14 protein-coding genes are annotated in these 14,668 nt (G+C 38.9%); 1 reads left to right on the forward strand and 13 read right to left on the reverse strand.

Annotated elements, in window-relative coordinates; all coding sequences use genetic code 11:
• Window positions 1-22 precede the first annotated feature (22 nt).
• The 10 genes from DV740_RS06400 to DV740_RS06440 all read right to left on the reverse strand — a co-directional run bounded on the left by DV740_RS06400 (window position 23) and on the right by DV740_RS06440 (window position 10,802).
• Window positions 23-2,242, reverse strand: a complete 2,220-nt coding sequence (locus tag DV740_RS06400; RefSeq protein ID WP_118087684.1) for a methyl-accepting chemotaxis protein — start codon at window positions 2,240-2,242, stop codon at window positions 23-25.
• A 145-nt stretch (window positions 2,243-2,387) separates the two neighbouring features.
• Window positions 2,388-4,346 carry a GGDEF domain-containing protein gene (locus DV740_RS06405; RefSeq protein WP_147342274.1) on the reverse strand — a complete coding sequence of 653 codons (1,959 nt, stop codon included), beginning with the start codon at window positions 4,344-4,346 and terminating at the stop codon, window positions 2,388-2,390.
• Between the two features lie 11 nt (window positions 4,347-4,357).
• On the reverse strand, window positions 4,358-4,675 hold the full coding sequence (locus DV740_RS06410) for a DUF3837 domain-containing protein (RefSeq protein WP_117698956.1): 318 nt from the start codon (window positions 4,673-4,675) through the stop codon (window positions 4,358-4,360).
• Between the two features lie 138 nt (window positions 4,676-4,813).
• Window positions 4,814-5,242: a stage V sporulation protein AB gene (locus tag DV740_RS06415; protein ID WP_118087686.1), complete on the reverse strand. Its 429-nt coding sequence runs from the start codon at window positions 5,240-5,242 to the stop codon at window positions 4,814-4,816.
• A complete protein-coding gene (locus DV740_RS06420; protein ID WP_118087687.1) occupies window positions 5,232-5,876 on the reverse strand; it encodes a stage V sporulation protein AA in 645 nt (214 codons plus the stop codon). Before DV740_RS06420 ends, DV740_RS06415 begins: the two co-directional genes overlap by 11 nt.
• The gene (locus tag DV740_RS14775) at window positions 5,873-6,028 is read right to left on the reverse strand and encodes a hypothetical protein (protein ID WP_156454679.1); all 156 of its coding nucleotides are present in this window, start codon (window positions 6,026-6,028) and stop codon (window positions 5,873-5,875) included. Before DV740_RS14775 ends, DV740_RS06420 begins: the two co-directional genes overlap by 4 nt.
• 64 nt (window positions 6,029-6,092) lie before the next feature.
• Window positions 6,093-6,968, reverse strand: coding sequence for a PfkB family carbohydrate kinase (locus DV740_RS06425; RefSeq protein WP_117698959.1), 876 nt, complete (start codon window positions 6,966-6,968; stop codon window positions 6,093-6,095).
• 17 nt (window positions 6,969-6,985) lie between these two features.
• The gene (locus tag DV740_RS06430; RefSeq protein ID WP_227700321.1) at window positions 6,986-7,969 is read right to left on the reverse strand and encodes an SIS domain-containing protein; all 984 of its coding nucleotides are present in this window, start codon (window positions 7,967-7,969) and stop codon (window positions 6,986-6,988) included.
• A gap of 18 nt (window positions 7,970-7,987) precedes the next feature.
• Window positions 7,988-9,232, reverse strand: a complete 1,245-nt coding sequence (locus tag DV740_RS06435; protein WP_158561532.1) for an MFS transporter — start codon at window positions 9,230-9,232, stop codon at window positions 7,988-7,990.
• 13 nt (window positions 9,233-9,245) lie between these two features.
• Window positions 9,246-10,802 (reverse strand): amidohydrolase, encoded by a 1,557-nt coding sequence (locus DV740_RS06440; protein ID WP_117698961.1) that lies wholly within the window; start codon window positions 10,800-10,802, stop codon window positions 9,246-9,248.
• Between the two features lie 245 nt (window positions 10,803-11,047).
• On the opposite strand from DV740_RS06440, the gene DV740_RS06445 reads away from it, so the two are divergent.
• Window positions 11,048-11,773, forward strand: a complete 726-nt coding sequence (locus DV740_RS06445) for a GntR family transcriptional regulator (RefSeq protein ID WP_117699199.1) — start codon at window positions 11,048-11,050, stop codon at window positions 11,771-11,773.
• Between the two features lie 98 nt (window positions 11,774-11,871).
• On the opposite strand, the gene DV740_RS06450 is transcribed toward DV740_RS06445, so the two are convergent.
• From DV740_RS06450 to DV740_RS06460, 3 genes are all read right to left on the reverse strand, one after another.
• A complete protein-coding gene (locus tag DV740_RS06450; protein WP_118057245.1) occupies window positions 11,872-12,468 on the reverse strand; it encodes an ECF transporter S component in 597 nt (198 codons plus the stop codon).
• A gap of 291 nt (window positions 12,469-12,759) precedes the next feature.
• Complete coding sequence (locus DV740_RS06455; RefSeq protein WP_118087688.1) at window positions 12,760-13,803, reverse strand: electron transfer flavoprotein subunit alpha/FixB family protein; 1,044 nt, start codon at window positions 13,801-13,803, stop codon at window positions 12,760-12,762.
• Between the two features lie 27 nt (window positions 13,804-13,830).
• Entirely contained in the window at window positions 13,831-14,613 is a 783-nt protein-coding gene (locus DV740_RS06460) for an electron transfer flavoprotein subunit beta/FixA family protein (RefSeq protein ID WP_022244337.1), read from the reverse strand.
• Between the last annotated feature and the right edge of the window lie 55 nt (window positions 14,614-14,668).

The raw sequence follows: 14,668 nt of genomic DNA on the forward strand, positions 1-14,668 counted from the left end.
CCTGACTGCCGAATTATATTCCTTACTGTACCTTGAAGATACTTACTGATGTATCCAGATCCTCTGCATCCATCTGAAGCCGTTTTACCGCATCATTTAATACTTCTACTGCCTGTAACTGTTTCTCTGTACTACGGGCAAGTTCTTCAGATGCAGATTCTGTCTGGTTAGAGGTCGTTGAAATACTTTCGATGGCATTCATGGTATCTTCTTTTGCCTGTTCGATGCCACCCACACTCTGGGTAATCTTCTCAACATCCTCTGCCAGCTTGCTTACCTGCTGACTGATATTCTTAAATACATCAACGGTATTATTCAATGCTTCTGTCTGGAATGCAACGCTCTCGCCTGCAAGTCCAGCTGTCTCGATGGTAGCTGCCAGACGTTCCTGAATATGGTTGATAATCTCACCAATCTGATTACCCGCATTTCCGGACTGTTCTGCCAGTTTACGGATTTCTTCGGAAACTACCGCAAATCCTCTTCCTGCTTCACCGGCTCTCGCTGCCTCAATTGATGCATTTAATGACAAAAGATTGGTCTGTTCTGCAATCTCATTGATAGTTCCGATGATGCTGTTAATTGCAATAGATTCTTTGTTCAGTTCTCTGATTTCCCGGATGATAGTCTCTGTTACTTCCGTTGTACCCTGAACTTTTTCACCAAGGTTTGCTACGATAACCATACCATTTTCAATTGCTTCCTGGGCTTCCTGGGCAATTTCGCTGATTTCATCAGTATTCTCATGTACAACATTGATTCTTTCTGCCAGACCATTCATCTGCTCCAGACAGCTTTCCGTATCCTGTGCCTGCTGGGAAATACCACTGTTGATATAATCCACTGCTTCCGTGATATCCTTTGTTACTTCCAATAAAACTTCGGAGTTGGTTCCTACCTGGACTGCCGAATCAGAAACATGACCACTGACATTGGTCATCTTGAGAATCAGATCCTTCATACTGCCAATCATATTGGTAATGCTGGATGACAACACATTAAACTCATCCTTACGCTTCATGCTGATCTGTCCGGTCAAATCTCCATCGGAGGTCTTCTTTAAGACACGGTTAACCTTACGGATTGCTTTGGAAATTCCGCTTGCAAGAACGGAACCTACCACGATTGCAATAACTGCACATATTGCTACGGCAATTAACGTATATCTGAGAATCGCCTGTGCCCCTGCCATAATCTCTTTCTGCGGAACCATGGCACATACCAGCATATTCGTACCTTCAATCCTGCTGTATGTAAACAGATAATCTGCGCCCTCATAAGACACTTCTTTAGAACCCTGCAGATTTTCTCCTGTTAATGCTTCCTGATAAAAGTCCGTATCTGTAAATTTTATATCACTATCTCCACTTAACACCTGGCTTCCATCCTCTAATACAAAGCCCTTGATGCTGTTATCACTAATCTGTGCATTGTCTAATATATCCTGGATAAAGCTTGTCTTAACATCAATGATGATATATCCAACAGATTTATTGCTATTATTCTTAAGAACGGTAACAAGAGATAATGCATACTCATCACTGTCATATCCGGTGACTTCATCAATGGCTGGGTGGCTGCTGATCCACATACTTCCCATGCCAATCTCAGACTCTACATTCTTTCCTTCTTCCGACTCAACAAACGCATTATATACATCTCCACGGATTGCACCCTTTTCACTGCATGCTGTTCCACTCTTCGCACAAACTATAATGTGATCGATGAATTTGTCTGCAGTAGATTCATTGCTCAATGCAACTTTTGCATCCATCAGCATAGACTCTGACTTTACCTCTGAACCTGTATAATAACTTGTAATTGCAGAATTAATAGAAAGACGTGTTGCCATCAGTTCAATATTCTCAAAACCAAGTCCGAGATACTCTTCCAATGTACCAACACTGGTATTTGCAGAAGCCTCGTATGTACTATTCAAGGTAGTACTGCACTTTGAATAAATCATAAAACCAATGATAACAAACAGGATAACCGGAATCATAAATGCCCCGATTAATTTCACCTGAATGCCACGAAGCCCCATTCCCTTATCCTTCGCAGCCTTTCTACTGTTGCCTGTTTTCTTCGGCTGTGGCTTTCTTTCCGTCTGTTTTGCCGGTCTTTCCTTCTTAATCCGTTCTTTCTTCGGTTTTCTTACCTTTTCTTTCTTTAACTTTTCCTTTTTTGGCTTTACTTTCTTAAGCTTCTCTTTCTTTACTTCCAACTGCTTTCTTGTCTTCATCCGTATTACCCCGTTTTTCCAATTGTAAGCATATCTTTCTCCCCGCTGTTTCTGTCCGCTCTTTACGTCTTCATTTGCATGGAAACGTTACCATATGATTTGCTTTATTCTAGCATATTTTCGTTTGTTTTTCAACACCGGCTTATTACGAATTCTCGAAATTTACATTACGGCAGACTGTCTTGCGCCGTTTCTTTTTTTCCTCATACAGATATTCATCAGCATGCTTAAACATCTCAATAAAATCAATCTTCTTTTCACAGACAAATTCTACTACTCCAACTGAAATTCCAACATAATACGGTTTCATGGAATGTTCATTGTACTGTTCACATTTCTGGTGAATATTGTAAATGAGCTGTTCCTTCTCTTCCATCTCGCTATATCTTACAATGCCTGCAAATTCGTCCCCTCCGAATCTTCCCACATCTCCATACTGTCCAAAGACTTCTTTTACAATTCCTGCTGCTGTCCGAATCGCGCAGTCTCCTTCCGCATGGCCAAAATTATCATTGATTTCCTTTAAATGGTCAAGGTCAGCTATCATAAGACAGGCTTTTTTCCCTAAATTGTCCTGATTAAACCGGACCAGACTCTCCATCAGTCCCCTGCGGTTATAGATTCCTGTCAGTTCATCATAAATTGCAATAAAATTTAATACTTCATTCTTTTCCCGCAGCCGGTCACGATATTTTTTCTGTTTAATATTTGCTTCCAGAAAACGGAGAGATGTTCCAAGCTGCAATGCCAGTATATAATAAAAAGAAATCTCTTCCGGTTCAATCTCAAGCATCAATAGTCCGTACTGCCGCTTTCCATCAATTAATAGAAAGCTGATATAAGAAAAATGATCTTCACCGGAGCTGCAACAATCCGATACACCAAAGCTTCCATCTATATATGGACGTTCCTTTTTCTCAAATACCTGAATATTTTCCCTGTATTGGTGCATAGTTAAATACATCCTTTGGGGCATCTTCCATTTCTGTCCCTTTTCGTAGGTAACCGGCTGCTCCAACAGATAAAGCAGGGAACTGCGTATACCCAGATGATAAAATACTTCTCCACTTTTCCGGTAGAAAGATTTCTCATTCTCTGCTTCCTGCATCAGGTCCCGGATCAGAAATGGTCCAAGCCACGATTTATGCTGAAAAAGCCTTAATTCATCAATAATATGAAGCAGCTCTGTTTTCTCATCTGCCTTTTCTTTCGCTCTTCGTGTTACTTTGCAGCCACAGGATTCCCGGATTATAAGTTCTGCATCCAACCGGACAGATTCCACCGGTCTGCCTGCACAGATATCTACTGCCTTTTCTACCGCTATCTGCCCCATTTTATAAGCATCCTGGGAGACAGTCGTCAATGGTGGATTACTATAACGCGCCCTCTCCACATCATCAAAACCGGTAATCAAAATGTCTTTTCCTATCCGGAGTCCATGGGCTTTGCATACACGATAACACGCCACTGTCATTTCATCATTAGCTGATATAATTGCTTCGGCATCCGGATTGTCCCTTAGCAGCTGTTCTACAAGATTATCCACGAATTCCGAATAATCTCCCACCGCCATCATTTCCGGCGTCACGGGCAGATGATGTTCTGCCATAACATTTAAAAATGCTGCTTTCCGCTCTATGGCATCCTGATTGTCTTCCGGTCCCCCAAGATAAACCAGATGCTTTAAATGATGTTCTATAATAAGATGCTCCACACATTTTTGCATACCACCATAGTTATCCACCATGACATAGATACCCCGTGGATCATCCGTCGCATCTTCTAACAGTACATATGGTATTCCCGCAAATTTATCCAAAAATGCCTGTTTATCTTCATTTTCCTGAAAAATGCAAAGAGAGCCATATGCAATAATCAATACATCTACTTTTGCTAATTTTGCATAATCATAGACGGTATTATACTGATAATCAAAATCCTCCAGTGCAAATTTCTGGTTGAAACGCACACTCTGCGTTCCCAGAAAATAAATCATATTAACATCCATCCCGCTTGCTGCTGCCCGAATCCCCCTCATCAGGTCCTTCGGATGTGCTGTATGCACATTTCCAATCAATACCCCAATTGTAAATTTCTTCCCCATAACATCGCTTCCTATTCCTGCCACAAACGCTGTTCTGTCTGTCCCTCCTGAAATAATTCACGCATTTGTTCATCTAGTTTATCATCCGGTTCGTAATCTTTTAACATCCGAATCAGATGCTGCTCCCGCACATCATCTGTCAAATAGTCTGCCAGCATCCGGTTGACCTCTTCAATTAACTGCTGTGGTTGTAAAATCTCTGTTGCCATATTTCCGGTCAGTTTGTATGCAAGACCTGCCGCATAATAGAATTCATAGTTTCCCATCATGATAGATGCCTGCAGATTACATTTGATTACAACACTCTGACGTGCAATTGACTGTATCATTTTTTCACTTCTTCCTTACGGATTTTTATATTTTCATTTTATAACATTCCACGAAAAACATCAACCCTAGCCGCATATTGTCCTACAGACTTCTCCTGTAGATTCCCCTATCGTTTAAGGAATTGCCTGCCCTGTGATTCAGGAATCCGACAGCTGTCTTATGAAATAGAAAAGTGCCCCAGCCATTTTTCCAAATGCCATAAATAAAAGAATCACCTGCAATCCGGTCTTTACTTTAAGCCGCCGGAATATAACCGGAAAAGTCTTTAATATTTCAGCCAGTGCAACTGCTACACAGCCCACAAAGAAACCGGCACAGATACCGTATACTCCTAAGAAAATATGTCCCAATGGAATTCTCATTGTAAGAAAGACCGACAAAAGATTGCCTCCGATTCCACCCAGCACGATCATATTTTCATATAGATAAATCCTTCCTGCCGTCTTGGATTTACCAATCATCCGCGGGATGATATTAAGCATGATCAGGAATGCAAAGGTTCCACCTGCCACTGCTGCACCGGCAGTCAGTCCAACCAGGCCTAAGAAAATATGTCTAATCCACATCAATGGTCTTACCTCCACGTCCACAGTTGGCAATATAAGTATCATCTACATCTTTCTCATACTTACGCATTTCCACCTGAATCGGTGTCGGGTCATTGGTTATTTTACTGTTGCCAAAGTGATTAAAGAAAATGATAACACCAATCGGCAGACCAATACTGTAGCAGATTTCCAGTTCTGTAATCCCCGATGACTCCTTCCCCATCACCTGATAATAGAGTTTCTGGAAAAGCTCTGTCACTGAAATATCATTATTAAATGCCATAATCGTAAATGCTGCCCCGAAGAAAATCAGGATACATAAAATGCTGGTTTTGATAACCTCTGATGCTTTGCCCGGCTGTAGTTTGGGCTCATATTCTATGACGAAATCCGCTTCTCCTTCATTGGTAATATTTACATTCGGATACTGTGCCTGTATCATTTCAATTATTTTTAATGAAGTCATCACCTGAACATATTCTGTCTTTTTCGCCTTCTGTGGAAAGGAATAAATCTTCATCTGCTTTAGCTGGCGTATCATTGCGGTATCTGTTCCGGTCATCTTTGCAACATCCGACAATCTGACATTGCGGTTTCTGACCACGGAATTCTTTTCGATTTTAATATAAAGACTTGTCTGCTGACTGCTCATGAAAATGGCATCCTTTCTATAAATCTGGTTACAAATGTTCCTTCTCCTTTTGCACTTTTATCACCATTCTCATTCGCATAATAAAGAATGCCTCCTATCACTGCAAGAATCACCAGTGAAAGGAGGCAGATACGATACGTTTTATATTTCATGCCATTCCTCCTTGCTTACTGCATTTTCCGGAATAGTATGTGTTACGATTCGTTTTTTATTCTTTTATTTTGTTTTTAAAGCATCTATCTGAACTTCCTTTCCATGTCCAAAAGCACCCTCCATTTGGCATACTTTTGCTGCAAACTTTGCAGCCTCTTTTATACTCTCTTTGATTGAAACATTATCATCTATACCTTTTTTCTTACGGTCAAGATAACCTACCATAAAAGTTGTAATAAGTGAGTCTCCTGCACCCATAGTATCTATTGCTTTTTCAATCGGATATGCCGGTTGCTCAAAAAACTCATTATTTGCATAAAGCATACAACCTTTTGCGCCTCTGGATGCACACACAATTTTCGGTCCATAAGAGGCTACTTTCTTAAGGTGTTTTTTTACTTCATCATCCGTTCCATCAAAGGAGCAAAATGCATATGTTACTAATGGTGCTATTTTTTCATAATATTCCGGTTCAGAATCATCCGAGAAATCAAAAGATAATGGAAGTTCGGCTGCTTTAATCTTTGGAAGCTGTGACTCCATATAACAGTAATTTCCACTGTGTACCAGATCAAATTCTGCAAGATATTCCAAGTCAAATTCATCCAGATCATAAATATGTCTGCTCCGGACTCCACCTTCATTATAATCTAAGAATACACGGTCACCATCTTCTAAGGTACATCTGGAATAACCATTTTCTCCCTCAATTTTCTTACACTTTACCAGTTCAATCTGTTCTTCCCTCAACGCAGAAATAACATGATCTGCATTTTTATCAGTACCAAAATAGCCCATATAGGCACACCTTTTTGCACCAAACATTTTGGCATACACAGCAAGATTTACACAATTTCCACCTGGATACTGTACATTCTCGTGAGTATAAATATCTACCACGTTATCCCCAAAGCCTACCACACTTACGTCATATTTCATACTGTTTCTCCTTTCGTCTAGTACTCTACAACTCCCATATACCGGCGCATATCCAATGGGTGTCCGCTCTTATTCTGAATTGCAGTACGGTATAACACGCTCATTTCATAGAACAATGGAGCATTAAAATAATCTACGCAGGAATCATCTATTGCATCCATTCCACAATCTGCTGCATCAATAATCTCATATTTTTCCGCATATTTATTTAAAAATACTTCTGCTCTTTCATCAATCATTCTTGTTTTTCCTACCGATTTTAAGAGGATATAAATATGGTCTTTATCTGTTACCTCAAATGGTCCATGGAAATATTCTGCGGAATCAAGATAACAGCAGTCCATCCACTGCATCTCCTGAAGAGAACAGATTGCAAATCCGTATGCCTGTGCATATGCAGAACCGGATGCCATAATATATAAAAATGGTGCATTATAATAATGTTCTGCAAAATTCCATGCCTTATTCTGAAACTTCTTTGTTGCATTACGGATAATTGCATCGCATTTAGTGATTCCATCCTTCATTCCTTCATAAAGTTTATACTCCGGCTCCTGTCTGTGAATCAACTCATTTATAATACTGTAATTTAATCCTAATGGTCTATCCTTCTGTAATGTTTCCGGCTCCCAATCATAGACAATTGCATGGAATTTTTCACTGTCGCAGGCACTGCCCGGTGTATGTGTATATGTAATTACAAATGCACCTTCCTTTACACCAAGTTCTGCTGCTTCTACCGTTTCTTTTGTATTTCCACCATGTGAACAGATAATGACAACAGAGTGTTTTCCAAGTTTCTTTGGAGGGGTTAAAACAAATTCTTTACTGGTAATCCACTCTGCTGTCATGGTGGATGATTCTCGGTTAATAAAGTAACATGAAGAATAAAGGTCAACCAGAGAGCCTCCACAGGCCACAAAATATACTTCACTGATTGTTCCATTTTCCTTTTCAATTATATCAACAAATTTTTCTACGTTAAATTCTGATGCATGCATTTTTAAATACCTTCTTTCTTAGTTATTTTTCTTAATCAGTTTTCTCATTAAAATTGTTATAGCCATACCAAGTACAGCAGTTCCCATCAGGAAGCCAAAAATCATTGGATAAGCATTATTTCCAAATTTATCCATCCACTTTCCAAAAATTATATAGTAAAAAGAATCTGGCAAATATCCGATAATAGATGCAATTCCAATTACAGTTCCTGCATATATCGGTTTAAATTTACATTCCTGTAATCCCGACCAGATTACTCCGTAAAGCATCATACCAATTGCACTTGGTAACAAAGAAACAATTGTTGCCAGTACCGGACTGATGTTGGATGGCATTATCAATACTCCACCATAAATCACAATTGTAATTCCAAATGCAGTAATATACCATTTTGTAGAAGATTTAAAAATCTTATCTACGATAATTCCACCAATCGGACATAAAAGGTTCATAAGATTACTTCTCACAATACTGATAAAAGATGAATGTACCAACGGTATACCAAGTACATCCGTCAGATATGGTGAAAAATAGGATACACTTGTATACAGACCATATGCACATAATACCATCAGTGAAAAGAGCCAGGTCATCGGATTCTTTAACGCTTCACCGACATATTTAATTTTAAATTCTTCATCAGAAGATTTTGTCTGTGTAATACTTTTTTCTTTAAAAAATATCATTGTCAGAATTAAAGCAACTGCTGTAAATGCTACCATTGCCCATACTGCAATACTAAAGGAAGTAGATGGGTCATCTGATAAACGGCTTACCTGTAAACATACTGCATTTAAAATTGCAGAAATAATACCTGATGCAGCATAATAAATTCCATAACACATTCCCTGCTCTTCTGCTGTGCCAACCTGACCTACTGCTTTGGTTATTGCTGCCCAGAATACAAAAATTGTAGACACACCAAGTCCAGCCCATAATACGCAGGCTACTGCAAAATTCATGGTAAGTGCATAAATAATTCCGATAACTACAGAACCCAGAATAGAGCCTACTAGACATTTTTTCACAGACCACTTATCAGCTAATATTCCACCGGGAATCAATGTAATCGTATTTGCTGCCGCATAAATTGTCATTAAAATTCCTGACTGGGTATTTGTAATTCCCATAGCTGCAATCTGCTGATCATAAAACACATATCTGATATAAGGGAAACAATACATAACTGCATTTACAAGTCCCAGAATAAAAAGTACCCATAACGTTTTTGCACTCAAATGTGCTTTTGTTTTGTCACTCATCGCAAAACCTCCTTTACCTATTCTCCATTTCTTTATAAACATCCTGTCCAGCACATATGGTTCTTAAAACATGTGCCTTTCGAATTTCTTCAATATCTGTTTTGAAAAGATTCCTGTCAAAAACTACTATATCAGCCTGCTTACCGCTTTCCAGCGTTCCTAATATATGTTCCTGTTCCATGGCATACTGGCTTCCAATTGTCCAGGTTTTTAACATTTCCGGTATTGTCAGACCATTTTCCGGCTGAACCGGTTCTTTTCCATCTGCGGCATAGGTTCCGCATCCATAATAAATTGCCTCAGGTATATCCGGTATTAACATCGGAAGATCCGTTGCACCACTTAAAATCACACCATGATCTGCCATTGAACGATAATTCATATAACGGCTCCGCCTGCTACCAAGTTTTTCATCATAGTCTTGTTTCCAATTTTCACAGGAATCCAACTTATAAACCTGTGTATAAATCTCACCAAATACTCCAAGCTGTGCCATTTTTTCTTCGTCCACTGCACCCGTCAATTCCAAATCAGTAATTCCATGTCGATTCTTTAATCTTCCATTTTCCTTTTCACATTTATCATAAATCTGAAGAATTTTATGGAAGGAACCATCCCCTTCAGAATGCAATGTAAATCTGAATCCTTCACGGTCTGCTGTAAGTACATCTTCTTCTAATAATGCATAATCAATATTCTTTTGGCAACAATAATCTTTTCCCTCATATGGCTCCATCAGATCTGCCTCTTCTGAGACAATCAATCCATCTGTCATCTGATTATAACCGGAAAACCTTAAAAAATCAGAATGATATTTCTTCTTCATTTCTTTTCCATATGCTAAATCCATTTTCTTTCCTACTGGTTGTGACATAAAGGAAATCCGAAGGCTCAATTCTGCTTTCTGTTCCAATTCAGCCAATATATCTGTAAATCCATAAAAATTATCAAATCCCATTTCTTTTACAGATGTTATCCCATGGCTGTTTAACATAGACATATATGCCTTAAACTGTGGAATAATAAAATCTCTATCATTCAGATAAATTTTCATAATTTTATAAATTGCCTCTGAACTTCCGCATGTATCTGGTGTAAACCCAAACACTTCTTCTGCAACTTTGTTCATAGCACAATACCCATGTCCAGCAGTAAATAAAATAACCGGTCTTTTAACCTGTTCCAATTCACCTCCCTTATTTATTTTTTCTGCCAGCTCCGGTTGTAAATGATTTCCAAATAAAACGACCGTCTCCGGATTCATTTCCAGATTTTCTGATAACCGTTCAACTATTTGTTTCAGATTAACTGCTTCTGATAAATCCACACCAAGATAATCCACTACATATCCTGTGAAAAATGTATGGGTATCACCAAATCCCGGGCAAATGGTTCCCTCTCCATAGTCCACAACTTCAGTAGATTCACCCACCAGTTCATTTGGGATATCTCCACATCCGACTTCAAGAATCTGTTTTCCTTTTATTGCCACATATCCTGGATATGCCTCTTCTGAAACAGAATCAAAAATACAGGTTGATTGAAATATCTTGTCTGCTTCTTTTTGCATTTTTCCACCTCCTTTTGTTAAATTGATTATATCATCATATAACGTTATATTGCAATATTGTTTCTTTTTCTCAAATCACTTTCAGCATTCTCAACATTTTATTATCTATTTTTTATACTTTCCCTTTACTTTTTATTACTTTTTATACAATTTTTCACATAATCTTTTCAATATGATGTTTTTTAAATTCATATTGTTATGCAAAACATTATATGTTATTATAATGTTTGTGAGGTGATATTATTATGAAATTGAACACAACCAGTGATATACCACTGTTTGAACAGTTAAAAAATGATTTACTCGAACAAATAAAAAAAGGAATTTATATTTCCGGTCAGCAAATCCCGACAGAAACTGAATTGTCTGAACTATATCATGTGAGCCGTATTACCATAAGGCGTGCAATTACTGAATTATGTAATGAAGGGGTCTTAATTAAGAAACAGGGAAAAGGAACCTTTGTAAAAGAGCGGAAAATTTTTCGTAAACTGGAACATACTCTCAGTTTTTCCGATGCATGCAAAGCCAATCAAATGGAGGCATCTACTATTGTAACCAAACGTGAAGTCATACCATATGAACAGTATCATCTTGATAATGCTGAACTCTTTGAGGGCGATTCTATTGTTTATATCCAACGTATTCGATATGCAGATGCAACACCTATTATGATTGAGAACAATTATTATCCATGTCACAAATTTTCATTTTTGCTGACAGAACCTTTAGATAGTTCTCTGTATCAGCTATTTCGTGAAAAATATGATATCTGCATTGGTTGTTCACAGAATTCTTATATTGATGCAGTAAAAGCCTCAACGGAACAAGCCAATCTTCTTCATATTTCACCCGGTGACCCATTGTTTCTTTTTCATACAGAAATGTATGATATTCACAATGAGCTCATCCATGTTGGATATGAATATATCTGTGGCAGTAAATACCGTTTTTGTTATGACAATTCATAACTTCATTCTTATATTCAGCAAATTTCCAGCATACAAAATGCTCTGTTTTCTAATTACGAAAACAGAGCATTCCTCTTTTTATCTGAAGCAGATATTCTTTATTTATTTTTCATTGCAACCTGTAATGCCTTGGTAATTGCACTTCCTACCACGAAACAGGCTGCTGCTTCAATCAGTCCGTTTACACCTACAAAGGCAATGACAAAACGGAATGGATTTAAGCCGCCTGCCAGTGACTGTATGTAATCGGAGCTGAAGAAAAAGATTACCAGTGTTGACATGAAGAAAAAGGTATTTAAGATTGGACCTGCCAGGTTGGCAATTAAAATCTTCCAGTTCTTCATTTTCGGAAATTTGGATAATCCCTTATAGATAAGTCCGGTCAACCAGCCCATCAGAATTCTTGATACTACACATACCACGAAGGTTCCGAATGGATTGATGCCAAGAAGTACTGCTCCAAAAGGACTCATTCCAAAGCACTGGATAAAGCTTGTGATTCCAAATACTGCTCCTAATACTGCTCCACCCAATGGTCCTAAAATAATGGCACCAATTGTAACTGGAACTACAATCAATGTAATTTCCAGACCAAGTGTCTTAATATAACCAAGTGGGGTAAAAGCCAGAATCAGAATGATTGCAACCAACAGAGCCATCTCAACGAGTTTCACTGTTCTGCTACTTCTATTCATAGTCTCTTCCTCTTTTCTGCATCTGTCTGCCGATGCCACAATATTATTTGTCTGCCACACTGCCAAAACAGTTTCCTGCAAACCTTGTTTAGAATACCACTTTTTTCCACTGTATACAATGTATGTACCCAAAAAAATACCTGCGGTTTAACTACAGGCAACATACTTTGCAAATTTCCCTCTAAGCACATAAAAAGGGCATCACACAAATCTTCCGGTTTGCATGACACCCTTTTATCACACATCTCAAATGAGACTCATCCAAGATGAAATATTACATCCGTAAACGGATTATTTTGCAGCCATTTCCTCTTTTAAAGCTTTTGTAAGAGCTGGAACGATCTTGTTTAAGTCTCCTACTAAACCGTAATCTGCAACGTCGAAGATTGGAGCATCTTCGTCTTTGTTGATTGCGATGATGAGATCAGAATCTTCCATACCAGCTACGTGCTGGATTGCTCCGGAAATACCGATTGCAAAGTAAATCTGAGGACGAACTGTCTTTCCTGTCTGACCTACCTGTAAGTCAACTGGAAGCCATCCATTCTCTACAACTGCACGGGAGCAGCTTACTGTTCCACCAAGAACTTCTGCTAAGTCCTCTAACAGTTTGAAGTTTTCTTTAGAACCAACTCCACGACCTCCGGATACTAAGATCTTAGCGTCCATGATGTTTGCTGTATTCTTAACTTCTTTTACGATATCCATGATTTCAACATATCTGTTGTTTGGTGTAAATCCTGGATTGAACTCGATAACTTCTGCTTTTGTACCTTTGATTGGAGCAATTTTCTGCATAACGCCCGGACGTACAGTAGCCATCTGAGGACGGTTATCCGGACAAGCAATTGTTGCGATGGTATTTCCACCGAATGCAGGACGGGTCATCAGTAACTGATTGTGTTTCTGCTCCTGGTTTCCAACCGGATTGATTGGAAAATCACCAATCTCAAGAACAGTACAGTCAGCTGTCAGACCTGTTGCAACTCTTGCAGATACAGTAGGACCAAGGTCACGACCGATTGCTGTTGCACCAACTAACATAACTTCTGGTTTGAATTCGTTGATTACAGATGCTAATGCATGTGCATATGGCTCTGTTCTGTAGTTCTTCAGTTCCGGATCATCTACTACGATAACTTTATCAGCGCCGTACTCAGCAAGCTGATCTGCAAGACCTTTCACATCAGAACCAATTAATACTGCAGTTACTTCTGTATTTAAATCTTTTGCAAGTTCTTTGCCCTTTCCAAGTAACTCAAAAGCAACACCATTTAATGTGTTGTCTACCTGCTGTGCAAAGACAAATACTCCTTTATACTCTTCTAAACCCATTTTATTCACCACTTTTCCTTATTTTTATTAGATGATATGTTTCTCTTTGAATTTGCCAATTAAGTAAGATACTGCTTCGTCGGTATCGAGAGCAACCTTCTCGCCTGCACCTTTACGAACTTTGTCAGATGCTTTTGCGATTTTGGTCGGTGAACCTTTCAGACCAAGGTTAGAATCATCTACGTCTTTAAGGTCAGCTCTGCCCCATACAGTTACTTCTTTGTCAAATGCATCGAAGATTCCGCCTGGAGTCATGTAACGCGGCTCGTTTAATTCAGATAATGCTGTCACTAAGCAAGGCATTTTTGCTTTTAATACATGATATCCATCTTCAAACTGACGCTCAACGATTACGCTGTCACCTTCTACTTTGATATCCTGTGCATAGGAAATAACCGGAAGTCCAAGATGCTCTGCGATCTGAGGACCAACCTGTGCGGTATCTCCATCGATAGCCTGACGACCTGTGATAATTAAATCATAGTCAAGGTTTCTTAATGCACCAGCGATTGTAGTAGAAGTAGCCCAGGTATCTGCACCACCTAATACACGGTCTGTTACAAGGATTCCCTTGTCAGCGCCCATTGCCATTGCTTCACGAAGAACTTCATCAGCCTTTGGAAGTCCCATGGTAAGTACAGTAACTTCTGCACCGTACTGATCTTTTAATCTTAATGCTGCTTCCAGACCTGCTTTGTCATCTGGGTTCATGATAGTGAGCATTGCAGCTCTATCCAAAGTACCATCCGGATTAAATTTTACTCCGCCTTTTGTATCTGGTACCTGTTTTACACATACAACTATTTTCACGGTATATTCACTCCTTATATTTTTAATTTGTGTGCGCCATGATTTTTCGTTTAAA

The organism is Roseburia sp. AF02-12 (genome assembly GCF_003461765.1).
GTDB lineage: Bacteria > Bacillota > Clostridia > Lachnospirales > Lachnospiraceae > Roseburia_C > Roseburia_C amylophila.